We start from the raw sequence: 20,089 nt of genomic DNA, 5'->3' as shown, positions 1-20,089 counted from the left end.
TCTTCAACCAAGTTCCCCTTATAAGCCGCGGCTTCGATAGCCCGGAAGTATGCGCAGCCCGAAGCCCGCTCCAGTCGATAGCCGGACTGCTCCCACCGAAATGGGCTTAGGCATTGGATGCGCTTCGAATAGCTTAATGGGTAATCGCTCCGCTTGCAATAGTCCGCGCGCCGTTCAAGCTCAAGCGATCCTGCTAATTCCGGGCCGCGATCCGCGCCACTTCCCCCAGCTTGGCGGTTAGCCTGTAAGTCCCCCGCAGCGGCTCATAGCCCAGACTGCGATTGATCCGGAGAATGGGCGCGTTCATGGAATCGTTGTCCGTGCGGATATAGGCGGCATCTCGTTCCTTGGCCAAGAGCATGGCTTTGACTTTCAAGCCCAGCGCAATTTTGCGCCCGCGGTAGGCCCGTTTCACGCCCGTATACTCGTGATACATCCCGTTGGTTTGTGGATTGTGAAGCACATTGGTTACTCCGACATAGTTGTCGCCGTCCGCTGCAATGATCACTCGCTCCGGTGCGTAACCTTCGGCCATAAGATACCATTTGCGCCATTCCTGAAAGTCGGGAACCTCTCCCGTGTACCCCGGAATGTCTACTAGCGTCTCCTTGTACAGCTCGTACAGCTTCCGCTCGCTCTCTTCGTCGGGCTCGTCCGCCAGCGTCAGGAACCGCACTCCTCCGCTCTCCAACAGCTTGAGCGTTTCGGCCTCGCGCAGGCGCTCCGGGTCAACCCGATCCAGCTTCAGCACCGATTGAAAAGCGTGCCGTTCGACCGCAAACCCCCGGCGCTCGGCAAATTGCAGCGCATCCGGGTGATTGTCCCAGACCTCCGTGACGAGGGTAGTTGCCCCGAGAGCGGTTCCCCAATCGATGACATGTTCGAACAGCAGCTGTCCGGCTCCTTGCCGGCGGTATTCTCCGTCCACGATAAGCGTGTTATTGAGATGTCCCGGCTCCGTCCATGGCGCTCGCCAAGACCAGACGTATCCGACAATGACATCCTGCTCCGTCACGGCAACGCGCCGGGTGCGGTCATAGCCGGCCAGCAGGCCGTTGTCATCGAGATACGTATGGCCGACCGTATATAGCTTGGCATCGTCCTCCTCCAGCCTTTGGGCCGTGCAAGGCTCCGACCGGTAGGTATTCAACAGTGCCGCTAACGCTTCGTAATCATCCGACAGCCGCAAGGGCCGCAGTTCAATGGACATTCCGTCACCTCTTTTTTATGTTCGACCTATCGTCTACACAACTTATTATGCAATGAAGCGGTTGCGGTAAGGAATGGAAAATTTGGTTATAGTGAATTCGCTTCGTCCCTTAACCATAGAATCCTCCACCAAATCGAAGTTTTGTTACCTTGCTGCGGATGCGCTCCTTTCGGTACAGTGGAATGGCGGGTGAAAATTGACAGGTACGATATTACGGTATGTCACAACATAGGGGGGCTTAGGTTGTCGTCAAGTGTGGAATGCAGAACTCACTATTCGCTTCGCGAAGGAATCGGGAGAACGGCCTGGAAGCTGAAAAGCGGCGGCAGCGTCACGATTGCTTTTCTGGGAGGCTCAGTGACGGCGGGAAACGGGGCGTCCGATCCCGAGCAAACGAGCTACCGGGCGAGGCTTAGTCAGTATTTGACGGACAGCTTCAAGCAAACGGCTTTTCGCTTCATTCATGCCGCGGTCGGAGGAACGGACTCGGTCTACGGAGCTTACCGGCTACAGAGCCACGTTTTCCGCACTTGTGTGCCGGATCTCTTATTTGTCGAGTTTGCAGCGAACGATAACGGAAGGCGGCTGCCCTCGGTGCGGGCGATGGAAGGGATTGTACGACATGCTCGTACCTTGAACCCGCATATGGATATTTGCTTTATCTATATGGCTAAGCGGTCGGGATATCCATATTTCCTCAAAATGGGCAGGCCGCACGTGAATGTGTGCAATCATGAGGAGGTGGCCGAGCATTACCGGCTACCTTCTGTTGATATGGCAAGCGAAATTTACCGCCGGATGGCCTCCGGCTCGCTCACTTGGGACATGATCAGCGAAGATGAGGTCCATCTGAACAACGACGGACACCTGCTCTATGCACAGCTTCTCGAAGCGTTTATGAGCGCCGCGCTGGAAGCGGCCCCCATCTCATGGGCATCTTTCATGATATAGCGGTACATGCTGGATAGCGAGGAGTTTATCTCCACAATCTCATCGACCCCCGATTCCAAAGCAAGCCAGTTCACCGAATCGAGCGTATTGTACAGGAAGTGCGGATTGATCTGCGCCTGCAGCGCCCGCAGCTCGGCTTCCTTGAGCCGGACGCCGCTCTCGTACACGTCCTCCAGCAGCTTACGGATGCGCGCCATCATGTTGTTGAAGCTCTGGTATAGAATGCCTACCTCGTCATTTCCTTTCGGCGGTTCCCAGCTATCCGGGGATTACGGGCAATTGATGGCCGGGTATGCGATTGCGAGTGTTCCTCTGCTGCTGCTGTTCATCTTCGGCATGAAGCAATTTGTCCAAGGTCTGGCCTCGGGCGCCATTAAAATCTGACAGGGGCTCGTTCCTGGGAATAAACTGGCGCCGATTTGAATACGGCCGCCCCCTTTGATAAGATTACAACCAGACTTGAAGGTTTGTGCAAAGATAAGGGGAGACCTGCCCATGAAATTGTCCGGTACGAGACCGGTGTCATACTTGTATACCTACGCCTGTCACGAGGACGAGGCGGAGCTGTGCGCGCTTGAGCTGCGCACGCTGCTTGGCGCGGAAGCGCGGGACGGCTGGCTGGAGAGTCCTGCGGACGTCGATCCGAGCCGCAGCCCGTTCGTCAAGCAGCGTATTGATGTGCTGTGCGAGGCCGCCAGCCTGCAGGAGCTCGGGGAGCTGGCCCGGATGCTGGAGCTGCACGGCGGCTCGTTCAAGGTCGTCTTCGTCAAGGCCGGCTGCCATGCCGCGTACGAGGAGCAGCGCGCCATGGAGCGGGAGCTCGGCGCACGCATCCGCGGCCGGGCCGATATGCGCCAACCGGACTGGCTGCTGGGCTTCGCCTGCACCGGCGAAGGTCGCTGGGTGCTCGGCCCCTGCCGGCAGAACGAAGCGGTCTGGCTGAAGCACAGCCATAAACCGCATAATTATTCCACCGCCCTCAGCACGCGGGTCGCCCGGGCGGTAGTCAACCTTGCCGTGCCGCATCCTGCAGGCATCCGGGCGGTCGATCCGTGCTGCGGCATCGGCACGGTGCTGGTCGAGGCGCTCTCGATGGGGATCGACATCGTCGGCTCCGACATCAATCCGCTTGCGGTCCGCGGCGCCCGCGCGAATCTCGCCCACTTCGGACTACCGGACGTCGTCCGCGTGGCGGAGATCGGGGACGTGAGCGGGCGGTACGATGCCGCCGTCCTCGACTTGCCGTACAACCTGTGCTCGGTCATTTCGCCGGAGGAACAGCTTCGCCTGCTCGGGAATGTCCGGCGGCTGGCGGAGCGGGCCGTTATCGTGTCCACCGAACCGGTGGAGACGCTCGCCGGGCAGGCCGGGTTCGCCGTTCTGGAGCGGTGCGTTGTGCGCAAAGGCTCGTTTTCCCGGCACATTGTTATATGCCGTTAAGCGCGGACCCGCCGGGATCGGCGCTTTTTTCCTTCTGTACGGGAGGTTTCCCGGGTTTTTCCGGGAACCGGAATCGGCGCCGTTTCGTATGTAGGAGCAAGCGAATTGCAAATGCGAGAAGGCACGAGAAGACTCGAACGGGTTGGAGGAGCATCGATGCTAAACTATCTTAAAGGAATCCGGCAAGCCTGGATCGATTACCCCGAGCCGGAGGGGCGGCTGCTGGCGGGTACCTACGAAATCGTCCGCTCGCTCGGCAGCGGCAGCTACGGGCTAGCATACCGGTGCCGCGATATCCGTACCGGCGAGCACGTGGTGGTCAAGCAGTCCAAGCCGAGCAAGGGGGAGCTGGCCGAGCGGCTGCTGGAGCGGGAGACGGAGCTGTTGAGCGGGCTGAAGCACCCGGGCATTCCCGGCTTCCGGGGCTCGTTCCGGCTTAGGAACCGGCTCTGCATCGCGATCGATCTGATCGAAGGGCATACGATCGAGGACTTGCTGTTCGAACAGGAGCGGCCGTTCTCGGAGCTCGAAAGCCTGCGGTGGATCGCCAAGCTGATGGAGATCGTCAGCTTCGTTCATGCCCGGGGCATCGTCCATCTCGATATCCGGATTCCTAACGTGATCCTCCGGGAGGAGCGGCTTTACTTGATCGATTTCGGCTTGGCCAAACGGATCGGCGAAGAAGCGGCGGAGTCGTATGCGGACGAGGAGCTCAGGAAGCGGAGAATGCCCGAGGTGCAGAGCGATTTGTACGCGGTAGGGCATCTGCTGTTGTTTCTGCTGTATTCTTCGTATCAAGAACGCCCCGGGCAGCCGCCGGCCGACTGGCAGGAGGAGCTTGCCGTGTCCGACGGCGTCAAGCATATGATAAGGCGGCTCCTGCAAGTGGAGCCGCCTTATGCGGATACGGAAACGTTTCGATTGGAATTGGACAACACGCTGCAGAGGCTGCAAAATGCAGCAGGCGCAAATCAGGCGCTGGAGTGACGCCGGTATTTGTTCTTATAATAGCCGTGGCCGTGGCCGTGTCCGGAATGGTGCCGGTGGTCTGACGACGAATAGCGCCGCGGCTGGACGAACCGGTGCGAGCTGCTTCCGTGCCGGTAGTGGCCCTGTTTGGAATGCGTGACGGAGTGAACGATTTTTTTCAGCAAATGTTTAAGCATCGCGATTCCTCCCGTTTCGTGAAGTAGTAGGTAGTACGGACAAACGATAGGGAGGTTTCACGGACCGATGTGACGGCAGCGCCGCCGAGTCTACCGGTTCCTGTAATGGCTGGGAGCCAGGCCCTTCATCTTTTTGAACATGCGTGAAAACAACAGCTGGTCCTTATAGCCGACCGAATAGGCAATCTGGCCGATCGACAGCGCGCCGTTGTTCATCAGCTCGCAAGCCTTGTCCATACGATACCGGAGGAGGAAGTGCTGCGGCGATACGCCAAGCGCTTCCTTGAACAGCCGGGACAAGTATTTCCGGCCGAGGCCGATCGACTGGGCCAGCTCCTCTATCGTAAAATTCCTCGAATAGTTCGTTTCGATAAACTCCAACGCTTGTTTTACATATCTATCCCGCATCGGAGCAAAAGCTTCCGGCGGCATGTCCTCTACCTCATAAGCTTCGTCGGTCAGTACGGACAAAAAGTCATACAGCGCGCCAAGCAGCCTCATATCCCGGCTCGGAGACCTTCGGCCGGCCTCGAACATGCGCTGAAGGCAGGCTTCGATGACCTCCGGCCTGCGGCACTCGAAGACCGGCTGCTCCGGACTGAGGCGGGCCCGCTGCAAATAATGCTTCGCCTGCACCCCGTTGAAAGCCGCCCAGGAATACGTCCAAGGCTCGTCAAAGTCCGCCTGATAGGACGATACCGTATCCGGGGATACGAGAAAGCCGTATCCTGCCGACAGCTCGTACGTCTGCCAAGGAGTCCGGTACACGCCGCGTCCGCGATGGACGTAATGAATTTTATAATGATCCTTCAGACCGGGCCCCCAGGAGTGTCCGGGTGCGCAGTCCTCCATCCCGCAGTAATACAGCTTTAAGTCCGTACCCGCCTCGTGAGGTCCGGGACTGTGAACGTAATTAAAGGCATACACGATTGGACTGCCACCTCCGCTCCTTAAGTCCGCTTCGCTAGGAAAGGGATCAAGTGACATTATACTATATTTTATCCAACATGCTGACATACGATTTTCCAGCGGGGCGCGCTACAATGGAACAAGCAGTGCAGGTTAAATCATCTTCCTAAGGAGGAGTTGCGAATATGTCTTATTTACCAAGCGGCGATCGCTATGACACGATGAAATATAACCGGCTCGGGGCCAGCGGGCTGAAGCTGCCGGCCGTTTCCTTGGGCTTGTGGCACAACTTTGGCGGCGGTGACGTCTATGAGAACGGCCGGGCTATGGTCCGGCGCGCCTTTGACCTGGGCATCACGCATTTCGATTTGGCGAACAACTACGGACCGCCTCCGGGATCGGCAGAGGAAACGTTCGGCAAAATACTCCATTCCGATTTCCAAAACTACCGCGACGAGCTGATCATTTCGACGAAAGCGGGCTACTACATGTGGCCGGGACCTTATGGCGAATGGGGCTCCCGCAAAAATATGATCGCAAGTCTCGATCAGAGCCTTAAACGGATGAAACTGGACTACGTCGATATTTATTACCATCACCGTCCGGACCCGAACACCCCGCTGGAGGAAACGATGGGTGCGCTCGACCACCTCGTTCGCCAAGGGAAAGCGCTGTATGTCGGCATCTCGAATTACCGCGCCGACCGGGCGGAGCAGGCGATCGCCATGCTGAAATCGCTCGGCACGCCGTGCGTCATTCATCAGCCGCGCTACTCCATGTTGGACCGCTGGGTCGAGGACGGCCTGCTGGATCTGCTGGAGCGGGAAGGCGTCGGCAGCATCTCTTACTCGCCGCTTTACAAAGGCATCCTGACCGACCGTTACTTGAACGGAATTCCGGCAGATTCCCGCGCGGCCGGTTCGAGCGTCTTCCTGAAGCCGGAGGAGCTAACAGACGAAGTAATGGGCAAGGTGCGCAAGCTGAACGACATCGCCCGGGAGCGCGGCCAGAAGCTGTCACAGATGGCGATTTCGTGGGTGCTCCGCGGCGGCCGTGTAACCTCCGCTCTCATCGGAGCGAGCAAGGTAAGCCAGATCGAGGATGCCGTAGGCGCGGTAAGCAAGCTCGAATTCAGCAGCGAAGAGCTGGAGCGGATCGAAGCCGTGCTTGGCGGCAAGTAAGCTTTCGACACAAGCTGTGCGTGACTCGGAAAGTGCAAGAGTCGCGCACGGCTTTTTTTGTGCATCGTACCGGAATGGCTATCCTGCAATGAGACCGCATTCCTGAATTACCTCTTTTCACCAATACACTATTCTGATCCCGCGGCCGCTGCCGAACGCCGATAAAAGCGCCATTAATACGAAATACAAGGATTTGTACGAAAAGGGCAACGAATGGGCCGAGTTGTATCATGATTTTGACAACGAGTGGCGGCTGTATAAAATAAAAAAATGGCAGCCAGAGGCCCCATAAGTGTTAACCTTTTGTAAATCTGGGTAATAAGAAAGAGCAGGCAACCTCTCCGGAGCGAGCCCTGCTCTTTTTTGCCGATAATGGGGATAAAGTCATGAGCCGCAAGGACCAATTTCTCCCTTTCATCTTAAATTCATTTTCCTTTAATATTTAGCCTTTACAATAAGTTAAAATTTGATTCCGCAATTAAGAATGATATGCGGGCTGATAGGAGTGTGAGAAGCGATGCGTCCCTTGGTCGCCCAAGGACAGCCAAAGTCATCACGGTCAAAGCTTGCCCGCATGGGATGGAACAGCTTAATCGTTGCCGCAATGATTGGAATTCCCCTGCTTCTGGTATTTGGCATGGAACTGATAGGACGGGGAACCGTACACGAGACCTGGACTTGGCTAACCGCCAATTGGAAGCTGTTCGGATTGAATGCTTTGATTGTGTTTCTGGTGTTTGCGTTGATTTACTGTATCATCGGGTCGCTGGTGCTGTCTGCCGGCATTAGCGCCCTAGTGCTTTCGATTGTATCGCTGATCAGTTATTTCAAGGTAAAACTGATCGGCGAACCCTTCTTTCCATGGGATATTTTCCTGAACAAGGAAAGCATGAACATTCTGCCGCTGGTCACGACTCATACCGCCCTTGTGCGGATCGGGTTGGTCTTTGCCGTCGTGGCAGTAATCTTCCTGTTCCGCCTATGGATGCCGCGGTTAGCGCTGCGTCCCGTAACCCGGGTAGTCCTAGGGGCGTTGTGCGTTTTTGCTCTGTACAGCTTCGGCGTACGGGCTCCTTGGACCGGAACGCTGCTGGACCGGGCGGGAGTGAACGAGATCGTCTGGAACCAGCAGGAAAACTACGGCACGAATGGGCTGTCCCTGGCGTTCACCATGAACGTAAAAAATACAATCGTACCGAAGCCGCCGGGCTACAGTGAGCCTACCATGGCCAGTTTGGCCGAAAGCCTCAACGATATGGTCGGTACGTCGACGGCCAATGCCGCAAGCGGAGTGAAGCCGAACGTCATTTTTATTATGAACGAAGCGTTCTGGGACCCGACCTTGCTGCCGAACGTCACCTTCAGCGAAGACCCGGTGCCTACGGTGCACCGGCTTCAGCAGGAGAGCACGTCGGGCTATCTGCTATCGCCGCAGTTCGGCGGCGGCACAAGCAATGTGGAATTCGAGGTGCTGACCGGGCAGTCCATGAGTTTTCTGCCGGCCGGATCGGTCCCGTATCAGCAGTATATCAGTAAGCCGATTTCGAGCATGGCCAGCTATTTCAAGGGCCTCGGCTACAAGAGCGCGGCCATCCATTCGTACGAAGGCTGGTTCTGGAACCGCGAGAACGTCTACAAGCATATGGGCTTCGACAGCTTCCTGAGCAAGGACGGCTTCCAGAATCCCGAATACCGCGGCGATTTCATCGCGGATGACGAGGTGTCCAAGAGCATCATCAAGGAAGTCGAGGCCAACGACAACCCGACGTTCATCTATGCGGTTACGATGCAGAATCACGGCCCTTACGACGATCATCGCTACGGCAGCGACAATCCTATTCAAGTTCAAGGCAGTCTTGACGATACGGCCCGCGATACGCTGCAAACGTACGTGCACGGCGCCCGCGATGCGGACCGGAGCCTGCAGCTGTTGATCGATCATTTCGAAAAGTCCGGCGAGCCGACGGTTGTCGTGTTCTATGGCGATCATCTGCCGATGCTTGGATATGATTACGACGCGTATGTGCAGTCCGGGTTCATTCCTACGGCCAAATCGGATCAATGGTCCCTCGAGGATCTAAAACGGATGCACAGCGTGCCTTTTGTGATGTGGTCCAACTTCGACATGGCGAAGGAGCAGGTGCCGGTGCTGAGCAACTCGTTCCTGAGCGCCTACGTGCTGGACCGGCTGCAGATGGAGAAGCCGGCCGCGCTGGCGTACAATGCCGAGCTGTCCAAGAAGACGCCGGGCCTGCTGCGCAATCTCGTGATTGATTCGGACGGGCAGATGTTTACGTCGGTCCCGGCTTCGGTCGCTGCCGATGTGGAGAAGTACCGGGAGCTTCAATATGATGAAATGTTCGGGAAGCAGTATCTCGCCAAATATACCGGAGCCCCTTCTACCGCCGGGGCAGCAGATCCAGAAGGCGGGGGAGCCGGGCCGAATGCCGAAGGGCATTAGCTACGCAGGACGCTGAATAACGGATTGCTCACAGCAACGAATTGACGGTTGGACCATGGTCCAGCCGTCTTTTTGCGCTTTTTTTGCTTTGGTGGGCAAATGACTGCCTTTCCGCGCATACAATATAGAATCAATGCCGAAAGCAGGTGGGTTCTTGTGACGACGCCGGCGATTAATATTTTTTATATCAAAATCAACAGCATCTCGAATAACGGCTCCTTCAGCATCGGGGATACGTTCCACCACGGCCATACGGTTCGTTCCAAAACGCAAGGAACCAACGCGTCCTTTGGGGACGAATCCCCGCCACGATCCGAGATGCGCAATATTTATATCGATCCCGATCTGAACGACCAAGGGGAGCTCACGCTCTCTTCCAAATGAAGCATGCGCTTTAGCTTTACCAGCGGGCTTGCAAGCAGAAGGAGGCGCCAACGATGCCCAACATTATTAATGTTTTTAATATTAAGACGAACGGATTGTCCAAAAACGCGAACATTGATTTCGGCACGACGGTGCAAAACGGCCACACGGTCAACTTGAAAGTTGTCGGCGCCAATTTTGCCAACGGGGACTTATCTCCCGTTTCCTCGTTGATGATCAATGTCGGGGTGGACCCGGATCTTGTTGATCAAAATCAGAATTCGTTCGGCAGCCCGAGCTCTCCGGTGACGAATACCATCTAACATTCAGCGGTAGGCGGGAGGAAGGGACAAGAGGGCTGTATCGGAAGCTGCGAAACGGGACTTTTTCTGAATAGCAGTTTATGAGGCGGTCGGCCGTTGGGGGGCTTCGGGTTATGGACATGGATAAACTGAAGCAGTGGATGGAGCTGGCGCAGAAGCTCGAGAAAGGGGATTTTTGGAAGTCTGTATTCGAGGCAAAGGATGATGCGGCTTCCGAAGGCGCGGAGGGCAGTAAGCCAAGCCGGTATCCGGCGTACGATCTGTACGAGCGGGAGGAGGAGAACTGGGTCGTGCTGGAGCTCCCCGGGCTGTGCAAGGAGGACGTGGAGCTGACGCTGTCGGGCAACGAACTGACCGTGCGGGGGATTGCGAAGCCGCCGTTGGACAATGTCGTCCCGCTGCATAAGGAACGTTTTTACGGCCCGTTCGAGCGTATGATCCCGCTGCCGCAGCTGGGAGAGCAGTCTCCGGTCCATGCCCGCTTCGAGCGGGGGCTGCTGATTCTCAACTACGAAAGAATGCGGCGCAAAGACGAACATATCGAGATCGAATGATTGGATATTATTTCTAAAAAAAGTGGGGATACGATGAACAGGAAATCGCTTTTCGGGACAACGCCCAATGCCAACGCGCCCCCGCAGCAAGGCGGCAAGCACGAAGAAGCGCAGCGGCTCCGTCTACTGGAAGAACGGCTGAACCAGCTGATGGAGAAACTGGAGGACCAGCAGACTCAACCCGCCATCGTGATCCAAACGTTATCTATTGAGAAAGTGGTCGTCGAGCATATCGATTTGAACAACAACCTTGGACAATTGGGCATCCGGGAGCTGAGCGGCAAGCTGAACATCGGAGCGGCATATACATACGGCAAGGAAGCTGACGGGAGCGGGAGCGGCACAAGCCAGCCCGCAGCCGACGGGAAGCCCAAGTCGGAGGGCAAACCTAAGGCGGGCGGGAATCCCGCAACGGAGGGCAAGCCCGCCTTTGACGGCAAATCTGCGGCGGATCACAAACCCGGGGGGGACGGCAATCCGGATCAGGAGAAGAAGGCTGCCTCCGCTTCGCCGGGAAGCGATCCGCACCATGGCGGCCCCCGCATCCGCTTTGGCAGCAGGACGTAGGACAAGCCCATGAGGCGCCCCTTTTCCTTTGCAAAAGGAATATGCTACAATTTGCTCAACAACCTATGATGTTATTTTTCATGACATAGGAAAGCAGAGTAGCGGGGGGATGATTATGGACTTGCGTAAACTGCGTTTGGACGAACCGGTGGCCGGGACGTTCAGCGAAGAACGGGATGAATACGAGAGGGATTATGCGCGGCTCATCCAATCCCCGGCTTTTCGGCGGCTGCAGGGCAAATCGCAGGTATTCGGCGCCGGGTCCGGCGACTATTACCGGACAAGACTGACGCATTCGATCGAGGTTTCGCAAATTGCCCGCGAGACGGCGCGGCGGCTGGGTGAGCACTATGAGTTTTTGCAGCGCAGGGAGCACCCCGGTCTGATGATGGACCCGGCTGTTGTGGAATGCGCTGCGCTCGCGCACGATCTCGGACATCCGCCGTTCGGGCACAAAGGGGAAGAAGTGCTGGACCGGCTGCTTGCCGAAGAGCACGGCTTGGCTTACGAAGGCAACGCGCAAAATTTCCGCCTGCTGATGTTTCTGGAGAAGCGCGCCGGAAGCGGCAGCGGCTTGGATTTGACGGCGGCGGTGCTGCTCGGGATTAATAAATACCCGTATAATTTGGATACGCCCGGACGGATTAAGGGTGTGTATCCGATGGAATGGGAAGGCATCAGCTATCTTCGCGACAAATGGAACATGCCGGCCGGCTGCTCGACGCTGGAGGCGCAATTGATGGATTTGAGCGACGATATCGCCTATTCGACGCACGATATCGAGGACGGCATCCGCGCCGGCAAAATTCAGATGAACCGGACCTTTTTCGAAGACGACCGGCTCGCTATGCATCTGGTGGAAGAGATCGAAGGCGATCAGGGGAACCTGGAGGTCGGCTGGGACCAGGTCGATATCAAGGCGATGGTCAAGCGCGTGCTGGCTTCGTATCTGGAGCAGTGGGAGGAAATTTACGCCGAGTGCGACAACGAGGCTTCGCGGACCCGGAGAGAGATGAAAGCCCGCTGGGTGAGCGCTTTTGCCGGGCGGGTCGGCATTATCGACGATCCGAAGAAAGGCTGGAAGCGGGTCACGTTCGTTCGCGACGGACAGCAGGATTTGGAGCTGCTGCGAACGATGGAAATTTTGAAAAAGCTGGCTTGGGTGACGCTGATCAAAGATTTCCGTGTGCAGCGGCTCCAGAAGCGCAGCGAAATTATGATCCGGCGGCTGTGGGACAGCTTCAAGGTGCCTGAGGAAGGACGCCTGATCATTCCGGCCGATTGGATCGAAAATTACGAGCGGCATAAAAACCGCTGGACGTGGCCGCGTTTCGTGGCCGATTATCTCTCCGGCATGACGGACGCCTATGCGGAGAAGGTATACGCCGAACTGTTCGCAAGCAAATCCGGCTCGATCTACGAGATGGATTAAGGCTTTTTGGGGTCTGATCCTTGCCCTCCCCGGCATATACTGGGAGCGAGCGCTAGTATCGCATCTCTGACGAGGAGGTGACTGGTCCCCATGATCGTTATTGCGGACGGCCAGACGTCGGTCGATATATCCGCCTGGGAACCGCCCGAGAGGGACATCTACGAGGAAAAACACAGGAGCCCCACGACGTACCAATATGATTCGGAAGGAGCGCTGCGCTTCGAGCTCAGGCTGCGGACGGCGATTGTCCAAGCGGCCAGAGATATGCAGAACAGCGCGGCGTCGTTTGCTTCCTTCAAGAAATCGCGCTGCAACGCAGCCTATTGGACCCGTACCGAGGATGGCGGATTTAAGATGAGGCGGGACGTACAGCCCGCCGCAGCGATCCGCGATATATTCTCAAACGGCCGGGCCTATGCGTTCGAATGCGCTACCGCCATCATTATCGTGCTGTACAAAGCGGTGCTGGAGACGATCGGAGATCAGAAGTTCAACCGGCTGTTCTTCGACCTGTATTTGTATTCGTGGGAGGTCGACAGCGACCTGCGGCTGATTACGATTGCCGAGAAAATGCCGACGTATTCGGGCGATATCCTGTATTTCAAAAATCCCGACGTCGACCCGGAATGGATGGAGTGGCAGGGGGAAAACGTAGTGAAGCTCGGGCACGACAACTATTTCGGCCATGGGATCGGCATTACGAATGCAGCCGGTATCATCGCCAAGCTCAATAAGCACCGCAAGCCCGGCGCCACAAAGTCCGCTCACATGATCGATCAGGTGACGTACCCGAATTTCGTTTATTTGTATGAAGCGGCGTCTTCCCGCGTTCCGATTTCCCAGGCGGCGCTTGCTTGGCTGCCGCCGGAAGCCCGCGGCCGGATTGTCGTCAAAATCGGTGGAAGGACCAACATTTACGCTTGAGACACGATTATAAGGGATCTTTCGATACGCGAAATCGCGCACGAGAGATCCCTTTTTTATTGCGAGAGGTTATTGTAAGCTATTTGCGATTCGCAGCAGATCGTCTTGAGATACTTTCAGCGAAGGGGTCGTCACTTGGTACAGGATCGTGCTGCCGTCCTGCGTCTCCAGCCAAGCCAAGCTTTGCAACGCGCCCGTTTCACTGAGGATATGGTTGCGGTTCAACGTATAGTAGCCGTCTTTGCCCGAAACGGAAACGTTCTCGGCGGTCGTTGATTCGCCGGTTATGGTGCGGATGTCGGTCATCGCATCGTCTCCGGAGAATACTTGGTAACGTACCTCGATTTGCTCTCCGTCACCGTTGGCATAGACTAGCCCGGGCGTATCCATCGGAGAGACGGCTTTATCTGCCGAAGGCGCCTTTTGCCAGACGATGGTTTGGTTCGCTGCCCCGGCTTTTTTCCGAAGCAAGCTATGGTACTGCTCATAGGCTGCAGCGTCGATGCCGCCGACGGGAGCTTCCAGCTCCGCCCGGATGAAGGCGAATCCGGCCGGCAGCGCGGTCGGCGTCTTGAACGGTGCGAAGCGCTGCTTCGTCTCCGTTTTCCATGCGTCGATGTCCGTATAGGCGGCGGGGGCGGTAATTTTCAGCAGGGCCGGCAGCTTCTGCTTCTCAAGCTCCGCGCTGTATACGTAAGCGGATTCGCCCGAAGCGAGCTGGCTGCGGATGTCGCGTACCGATTGCGTCAGCTCGGCGGACAAGCTTGCGGGTAGGCTGGCTGCGGCTTGCTGGGTCAGTTCTACGCGAACCTTATCTGTCTGCATCGTATAGAGCAGGCTGGAAGCATAGGCGATGCCGGAAAACAGAAAGATGCATGCGGCGATAAGAGCCGCCCGGGTCGCGTATTTACGTTTGGCGGGTCTGAGGGACGGAGCCGTCACGCGGGAATGCTTCCGAATTAACGCTCCGATTCGCTCGTCGAGCTGCGATGGGGCGTGAAGGGTTCCGGCAAATTGCTGAAGCTCGGTTTTCAATTGATTTTCGATGGACATGGAGCAAGTCCTCCTTCGTTCGTTTCGATTAAATGGCCTGCTTGCTTGCGCAGCTTGGCAAGTGCGGCATGGTGCCTGGATTTGACCGTACCGGACGGGATGCCCAGCAGTTCCGCAATTTCGTCAAAGGTATGCTCCTGATAATACCGCAGCACGACGACGCTCCGGAACTTGTAGGGCAGCTTGTGGACAAGAGCGATCAGTTCGTGCTGATGCTCATGCTGCAGGAATAGCTCCTCCGTATCCGGGGCCAGATCTTTCGTTTCCAGCAGTTTGCTGCGCTCGTGCAGCCTGAATTTCCGCCACAGCTTTCGATTCCAGTTGCGGGTTTGGCGGATCACGAGGCCGGTAAGCCAGGAGCGGAATGGCTTGCGTCCGTCGTATTTTGCGAGCGATCTGAATAATTCGGCATACACCTCGCTAACCACGTCGCACGCGTCCTGTTTGCTGCCGATGAGAAGCGTGACCGTGCGGTACACCTGGTCTTTACTTTGTTCGTAAATCATTTGAAACGCTTTTTCGTCTCCGTGATTCGCTTGCTTGATCCAATGCTGCCATTCGGAGTCTGTCATAGGCGGCCGGCCCCCCTATCGTTGTTTTTTCACTCTATATTGGTCCTGAGCTTCGGATTTGTTCGTTTTTACCTAAAAAATGTCGTGGCTGCATGCGAAATAACTCCGGCTTGTCGGCGCCGGAGTCGGGTGAGGGACGTACCAACGTACTGCTGCGGCTTCATGTGCGCAGATCGGACCGTATCGTCAATGAGAATATATTTGACGGATCGTCTCCGCCAACCGGAGGAGGTCTGCGCGCAGCTCTTCCGGCTCCAGCACCTGCAGTCCGCCGCCGTGTCCCGGAATGATTCGCAGTGCGTACTCCGCCGTTTGAAAATCGGCGGTAAGCTCGGTCAGGCCGTCGGCAGCCGGGCGGGTTTCACGGATTTTGACGAAGTGCTCCTCCCGCAGGAGAGCAAGAGCGGAAGTATTCGCTTGCAGCGTCACGAGATAACTGGGCAGCCGGGACTTGAAATCGGCCGTCGATTGCTCCCAGTAACGGGCCAGCTCGAAGTCCGCCGGCCGCTCGAAGCTCTCCGGCCGTATGATGGCGCTCCGTATCCGGGAAACCCGGTAGGTGCGCATCTGGCCGTCTATGAGCCCGATCAAGTACCACGCGTTTCCTTTGACGACCAGCCCGAGCGGGCCGACCTCGCGCTCGACGACCTCGTCGCCTCGCCCATAGCGAATGGCCAGCAGCCGCTCCTCCCACACCGCCTCCTGCACGTTGGATAGGCACGATACCTCCTCCGAGGGTCCGTACCATCCGGCTCCGTCCACGTGGATGCGTTCGCGGACCGCCTCCGCATCCCGCCGCAGCGAGGGAGGCAGGGCGGCCAGCAGCTTCAACAAGGCCGCTTCAAAAGCTTCGCGCCAGCCTAGATCACGTATCATCCCGGAAGCGTGGGCGAGCAGGAGGGAGCGGATTTCATCGATTTTGAGTCCCGTGAGCTGAGAGCGGTAGCCTTCCGGCAGCACCCAGCCGCCGCCCGAGCCTCGCTCGGCATAAAGCGGAATGCCGGAAGCGCTGAGCGCCTCCATGTCGCGGAAGATGGTCCGCTCCGATACCTCCAACTGCTCGGCCAGCTCCCGCGAGGTCATTCGGCCGCGGTTCTGAAGCAGCAATAAAATCGATAACAGCCGGTCTGCACGCATGATCATCGCTCCTTGTATTTTTGAGATGCGCTTTAGTCATTAGATATTTTTATTTTATCACAGCAATATGACAAGGGTTGACATATTAGGGCTGGTAGAATGAAAGCGTAAGACGGAGATAGGTTTAGAGCAAGTTCAGACGGCTCGACAACAGTTGGGTACTGCGCGGGAATGGCATGACATTGCCAGCCAGACGACGAAGAAAAGCGGAGGAATGAACGATGAAACCATTGGAAGGACATATCGCGGTCGTTGCCGGAGCGACAAGAGGAGCGGGCCGCGGCATCGCCGAAATGCTGGGGGAAGCGGGAGCAACGGTCTATGTGACCGGCCGCAGCTCGCGGGGGCAGCTTTCCGACATGGGCAGGACGGAAACGATCGAGGAGACGGCGGAGCTGGTGACGGCCCGGGGCGGACGCGGCATTCCGGTGCGCGTGGACCATACGGTCGAGGAAGAGGTCCGGGCATTGTTCGAACGGGTGCGAAGCGAGAAGGACGGCAGGCTCGACCTGCTCGTCAACGACGTGTGGGGCGGGGACTCGCTGATGGAATGGGGCAAGACGTTCTGGGAGCAGTCGGTTGCCGACGGACTGCTGATGCAGCGGCGGGCGGTGCATTCGCACATGATCACCAGCTACTACGGCGTACCTCTCCTTATGGCGAACAAGCGGGGACTCATCGTCGAAATTACGGACGGCTGGGATTACCGGTACCGCGGCAACCTGTACTACAGTCTCGCCAAAATTTCGGCGATTCACCTGGCCGCGGCGATGGCCGAAGAGCTTCGCCCGCATCATGTGGCGGCTGTGGCGGTCACGCCGGGTTTTTTGCGTTCGGAAGCGATGCTTGACCATTTCGGCGTGACGAAGGACAATTGGCGGGCCGCGGCGGAGAAGGACCCGCATTTCATCATGTCGGAGACGCCGCATTATGTCGGACGGGCGGTTGCCGCACTGGCTGCCGACCCGCGCATCATGGACAAATCCGGTCAAGCGCTGACGAGCTGGGGGCTCTCCGACGAGTACGGCTTTACGGACGAAGACGGGAGCAGGCCGCACTGGGGCAACTATGCGGCGGAGCAGGGCTTTTACGCCGAGTGATCTGCGGCTATGCAGTAGTGCGGAAAGCTCCGTGCCGGGTAACGGACAAATGCCAAAAGGGACTACGGGAGGTTATCTCCGCAGTCCCTAAGCTTGTCGAGAAAGTGGGCTTTTACAAAATTAGAGATGCAAACGGAGGTGGGGTGTCCACTGGAGAAGCGATAGCGTCCGCCTTTGTCTTCGGGAAATATCCGCTGTTAAGCGGCTTCCAATCAAGATTTCCCGATGACAACAGCGGTCGGAAGTGGATACCTCACCCCTTCGTAACCTCTATTACCTCAATTGACCACTTTCTCGACACTCTGAGGGACTACGGGAGGTTATCTCCGCAGTCCCTTTTTGGCGTTGCCGCATCAGGAGGTGATAAACTGGCCTCCGTTCACATGCAGCGTCTCGCCGGTGACGAATCTGGAATCGTCGCTTGCGAGGTACACGTAGGCGGGCGCCAGCTCGAACGGCTGGGCGGCCCGGCCCATCGGCGTATCCGTGCCGAACGTCTTCACCTGCTCGGCGGGGAAGCTGGAGACCGTCAGCGGTGTCCAGACGGGTCCCGGAGCTACGCTGTTCACCCGGATGCCTTGCTCGACCAGCGATAGAGCCAGCGACCGGGTAAAGGTGACGATCGCCCCTTTAGTGGATGAATAGTCGATCAATTGCCGGTGGCCGCGGTAGGCGGTGACCGAAGCCGTATTAATGATGGAGTCGCCCGCCTTCATATAAGGCAGAGCGGCCTGTGTCACGAAAAAGAACGAGAAAATATTCGTTCGGAACGTCTCGATCAGCTGCTCCTCCGAAATATCCAGGATGCTCTCCTGCGGGTACTGAACCCCTATATTGTTGACTAGCACGTCCAGCTTCCCGAACGCGGCGAGAGTTTGCGCGACGACGCCCGTGCACGAAGCTTTATCCCGCAGATCTGCCGGGATGGTCAGGCAGCGGCGGCCCAACTGCTCGATATGCTGCTTCGTTTCGGCCGCGTCCGGATGCTCGTATAAGTAGGCGATGGCCACGTCGGCTCCTTCTTTGGCAAAGGCGACGGCCGTCGCGCGTCCGATCCCGCTGTCTCCGCCCGTAATCAGGGCTGCTTTGCCGAGAAGCTTGCCGCTGCCGACGTAGGCGGGATTGTCGAAGATCGGCCGCGGGTTCATCAAATATTCGAGTCCGGGCTGCCGCTCTTGATGCTGGGGCGGGAACGCAATCGGCTTTTCGTGGCACTCCGTTTCCATCGCATAGTAAGGGTATTCAGGGTAAGGCTTCATAAAGGAACCTCCGATCAAGCGTCAATATGGGCTTTTGCCGATAGTGTATTCGCGTTGGGCGCTATGGGTGCGCTCCGGAGTTACGTCCGGGTCATTGGCGTACTTAAGAAAGTTTTAAGCTCTGAGGATGGGATTTCTTCAGGTTTTTCGTTTAATATATAGAGTAGAAGTTCAAACAAAGAATAGTTTATGGGGGGCTACTTATGTTGACGAACGGCGAGATCCCCGCGGCTGCGCGCGTTTTGGTGCTCTCCGGCGACTTGGGTGACGGTCACCGGCAGGCGGCGCGGGCGCTGGCGGAAACATGCGGAGAAGGCTTGGCGGAACGTGTCCGGGCCGAGGTGATCGATTTTATGCAGGAAGTGTATCCGTATCTTCATCCGATGGTGAAGTACTGCTTTATGAAGGGTGTCGAGAAAGCGCCGTCGGTCTACGGCTATTTATATCGCAAAACAAGACGGAAAGAGGCGATGCCGATTCCGTTCAAAACGTTTTTGAGCTTGGGGCTGTCCCGATTCCTGACGCTCTTGGAGGAGAAAAGGCCGGACATTATCGTCTGCACGTTCCCGCTGGCCGCGGCGGCCGTATCCTTGCTTAAAGAAAAGGGCGCGGTTTCGACGCCGCTCGTTACGGTCATTACGGACCATACCGACCACAGCCTGTGGCTGCAGCCGCATACGGATTTGTATCTGGTCGGGTCCGAGCAAGTAGCGGCAGCGCTGCGTTTGCACGGCGTGTCGTCCTCCCGCATCCGGGTGACCGGCATTCCGGTGCGCCGCCGCTTCTCCGAATCGTTCGACCGGGTCCGGCTGTGCCAGTCGTTCGGTCTCGATCCGCAGCGCCCGGTCGTGCTCGTAATGGGCGGCGGCAGCGGCATGCTGGATGAAAGCATCCGTTCGCTGATCCGTTCGACATCTCTGCTGGAGCGGCTGCAGCTGGTCGTCATCTGCGGAAGCAACGCGGCCGTGCGGGAAGAGCTGGAAGCGGAGTTGCAGGAGCATCCGTCAAACCGCGTCATCGTCAAAGGCTTCGTAGAGGAAATTCACGAATGGATGGCCGTCGCGGATTTGCTGGTGACGAAGCCGGGCGGGCTGACGACGGCGGAAGCGGTCGCCATGGGCTTGCCGATGCTGCTGTACAAGCCGATTCCTGGCCAGGAGGAAGACAACGCCGCGGTGCTGGAGAAGGCCGGCGTCGCCATCCGGGCGACGGCCGCCCGGGCGCTGCAGGATCAGCTGCTGGAGCTTGCGGACAACCGGCTTGCGCTGGCCGCGATGCGGGGAAGGGCGCGGCAGTTCCGCCGCCAGCGCCCGACGGAGCAGGCTTGGGATGCGATTATGCATCTTCAACAGACGGCGTCTTCCGTGCGGAAAGCGTGGCAGACGACGACCACGATTCGCGAGGCGTGGTAAGTCAGCGAGGCTGAATCAGGCAGGGCACAAGCGCAAACGCCGCTCATCCGAGAGAAACGGATGAACGGCGTTTGC

22 protein-coding genes are annotated in these 20,089 nt (G+C 57.5%); 14 read left to right on the top strand and 8 right to left on the bottom strand.

The features are described from left to right. Positions 1-193 precede the first annotated feature (193 nt). Entirely contained in the window at positions 194-1,210 is a 1,017-nt protein-coding gene (locus tag NI000_RS21980; RefSeq protein ID WP_253413551.1) for a GNAT family N-acetyltransferase, read from the bottom strand. A 255-nt stretch (positions 1,211-1,465) separates the two neighbouring features. Between NI000_RS21980 and NI000_RS21975 the strand changes: the two genes are divergently transcribed. Continuing rightward, positions 1,466-2,161 (top strand): SGNH/GDSL hydrolase family protein, encoded by a 696-nt coding sequence (locus NI000_RS21975; RefSeq protein WP_253413550.1) that lies wholly within the window; start codon positions 1,466-1,468, stop codon positions 2,159-2,161. Here NI000_RS21975 and NI000_RS21970 read toward each other — a convergent pair. Continuing rightward, positions 2,083-2,385 (bottom strand): sensor histidine kinase, encoded by a 303-nt coding sequence (locus NI000_RS21970; RefSeq protein WP_309247922.1) that lies wholly within the window; start codon positions 2,383-2,385, stop codon positions 2,083-2,085. The genes NI000_RS21975 and NI000_RS21970 overlap by 79 nt on opposite strands. Here NI000_RS21970 and NI000_RS36985 point away from each other — a divergent pair. The 3 genes from NI000_RS36985 (at position 2,360) to NI000_RS21955 (ending at position 4,588) form a co-directional block, all read left to right on the top strand. Then, on the top strand, positions 2,360-2,545 hold the full coding sequence (locus NI000_RS36985; RefSeq protein ID WP_253413549.1) for a hypothetical protein: 186 nt from the start codon (positions 2,360-2,362) through the stop codon (positions 2,543-2,545). The genes NI000_RS21970 and NI000_RS36985 overlap by 26 nt on opposite strands. A 111-nt stretch (positions 2,546-2,656) precedes the next feature. After that, the gene (locus NI000_RS21960) at positions 2,657-3,601 is read left to right on the top strand and encodes a TRM11 family SAM-dependent methyltransferase (protein WP_253413548.1); all 945 of its coding nucleotides are present in this window, start codon (positions 2,657-2,659) and stop codon (positions 3,599-3,601) included. A gap of 156 nt (positions 3,602-3,757) precedes the next feature. Beyond that, on the top strand, positions 3,758-4,588 hold the full coding sequence (locus NI000_RS21955) for a serine/threonine protein kinase (RefSeq protein ID WP_253413547.1): 831 nt from the start codon (positions 3,758-3,760) through the stop codon (positions 4,586-4,588). On the opposite strand, the gene NI000_RS21950 is transcribed toward NI000_RS21955, so the two are convergent. After that, positions 4,573-4,767, bottom strand: coding sequence for a hypothetical protein (locus NI000_RS21950; RefSeq protein WP_253413546.1), 195 nt, complete (start codon positions 4,765-4,767; stop codon positions 4,573-4,575). The genes NI000_RS21955 and NI000_RS21950 overlap by 16 nt on opposite strands. 90 nt (positions 4,768-4,857) lie before the next feature. Then, positions 4,858-5,694, bottom strand: coding sequence for an AraC family transcriptional regulator (locus NI000_RS21945; RefSeq protein WP_253413545.1), 837 nt, complete (start codon positions 5,692-5,694; stop codon positions 4,858-4,860). A 167-nt stretch (positions 5,695-5,861) separates the two neighbouring features. On the opposite strand from NI000_RS21945, the gene NI000_RS21940 reads away from it, so the two are divergent. From NI000_RS21940 to NI000_RS21905, 8 genes are all read left to right on the top strand, one after another. Next, positions 5,862-6,857 carry an aldo/keto reductase gene (locus NI000_RS21940; protein WP_253413544.1) on the top strand — a complete coding sequence of 332 codons (996 nt, stop codon included), beginning with the start codon at positions 5,862-5,864 and terminating at the stop codon, positions 6,855-6,857. A gap of 604 nt (positions 6,858-7,461) precedes the next feature. Further along, positions 7,462-9,318, top strand: a complete 1,857-nt coding sequence (locus NI000_RS21935; protein WP_253413543.1) for an LTA synthase family protein — start codon at positions 7,462-7,464, stop codon at positions 9,316-9,318. Between the two features lie 156 nt (positions 9,319-9,474). Then, positions 9,475-9,702, top strand: a complete 228-nt coding sequence (locus NI000_RS21930; protein ID WP_054976862.1) for a spore germination protein — start codon at positions 9,475-9,477, stop codon at positions 9,700-9,702. A gap of 53 nt (positions 9,703-9,755) precedes the next feature. After that, positions 9,756-10,004, top strand: a complete 249-nt coding sequence (locus tag NI000_RS21925) for a spore germination protein (protein WP_253413542.1) — start codon at positions 9,756-9,758, stop codon at positions 10,002-10,004. Positions 10,005-10,117: 113 nt separating this feature from the next. Further along, positions 10,118-10,558: an Hsp20/alpha crystallin family protein gene (locus NI000_RS21920; protein WP_253413541.1), complete on the top strand. Its 441-nt coding sequence runs from the start codon at positions 10,118-10,120 to the stop codon at positions 10,556-10,558. Between the two features lie 33 nt (positions 10,559-10,591). Further along, positions 10,592-11,125, top strand: coding sequence for a hypothetical protein (locus NI000_RS21915; RefSeq protein ID WP_253413540.1), 534 nt, complete (start codon positions 10,592-10,594; stop codon positions 11,123-11,125). Between the two features lie 115 nt (positions 11,126-11,240). Then, positions 11,241-12,557 (top strand): deoxyguanosinetriphosphate triphosphohydrolase family protein, encoded by a 1,317-nt coding sequence (locus NI000_RS21910; RefSeq protein ID WP_253413539.1) that lies wholly within the window; start codon positions 11,241-11,243, stop codon positions 12,555-12,557. A 90-nt stretch (positions 12,558-12,647) separates the two neighbouring features. Then, the gene (locus tag NI000_RS21905; RefSeq protein WP_253413538.1) at positions 12,648-13,481 is read left to right on the top strand and encodes a protein-glutamine gamma-glutamyltransferase; all 834 of its coding nucleotides are present in this window, start codon (positions 12,648-12,650) and stop codon (positions 13,479-13,481) included. A 69-nt stretch (positions 13,482-13,550) separates the two neighbouring features. Here the strand turns inward: NI000_RS21905 and NI000_RS21900 are convergent, their stop codons facing one another. From NI000_RS21900 to NI000_RS21890, 3 genes are all read right to left on the bottom strand, one after another. Next, on the bottom strand, positions 13,551-14,534 hold the full coding sequence (locus NI000_RS21900; protein WP_253413537.1) for a hypothetical protein: 984 nt from the start codon (positions 14,532-14,534) through the stop codon (positions 13,551-13,553). Beyond that, complete coding sequence (locus NI000_RS21895) at positions 14,513-15,106, bottom strand: sigma-70 family RNA polymerase sigma factor (protein ID WP_253413536.1); 594 nt, start codon at positions 15,104-15,106, stop codon at positions 14,513-14,515. Before NI000_RS21895 ends, NI000_RS21900 begins: the two co-directional genes overlap by 22 nt. A 186-nt stretch (positions 15,107-15,292) precedes the next feature. Further along, positions 15,293-16,243: a helix-turn-helix transcriptional regulator gene (locus NI000_RS21890; RefSeq protein WP_253413535.1), complete on the bottom strand. Its 951-nt coding sequence runs from the start codon at positions 16,241-16,243 to the stop codon at positions 15,293-15,295. Between the two features lie 221 nt (positions 16,244-16,464). Between NI000_RS21890 and NI000_RS21885 the strand changes: the two genes are divergently transcribed. After that, positions 16,465-17,343 (top strand): SDR family oxidoreductase, encoded by an 879-nt coding sequence (locus NI000_RS21885; RefSeq protein WP_253413534.1) that lies wholly within the window; start codon positions 16,465-16,467, stop codon positions 17,341-17,343. Between the two features lie 353 nt (positions 17,344-17,696). Here NI000_RS21885 and NI000_RS21880 read toward each other — a convergent pair whose 3' ends face one another. Continuing rightward, a complete protein-coding gene (locus NI000_RS21880; RefSeq protein ID WP_253413533.1) occupies positions 17,697-18,602 on the bottom strand; it encodes an SDR family oxidoreductase in 906 nt (301 codons plus the stop codon). A gap of 203 nt (positions 18,603-18,805) precedes the next feature. Between NI000_RS21880 and NI000_RS21875 the strand changes: the two genes are divergently transcribed. Beyond that, the gene (locus NI000_RS21875) at positions 18,806-20,014 is read left to right on the top strand and encodes an MGDG synthase family glycosyltransferase (RefSeq protein WP_253413532.1); all 1,209 of its coding nucleotides are present in this window, start codon (positions 18,806-18,808) and stop codon (positions 20,012-20,014) included. The last annotated feature ends 75 nt before the right edge of the window (positions 20,015-20,089 follow it).

This window comes from Paenibacillus tyrphae (assembly GCF_024158745.1).
In the GTDB taxonomy this organism is placed as follows: Bacteria; Bacillota; Bacilli; order Paenibacillales; family NBRC-103111; genus Paenibacillus_G; species Paenibacillus_G tyrfis_A.
The sequence above is the reverse complement of the archived record's forward strand: the minus strand, read 5'-3'. Positions and strand labels throughout refer to the sequence as shown.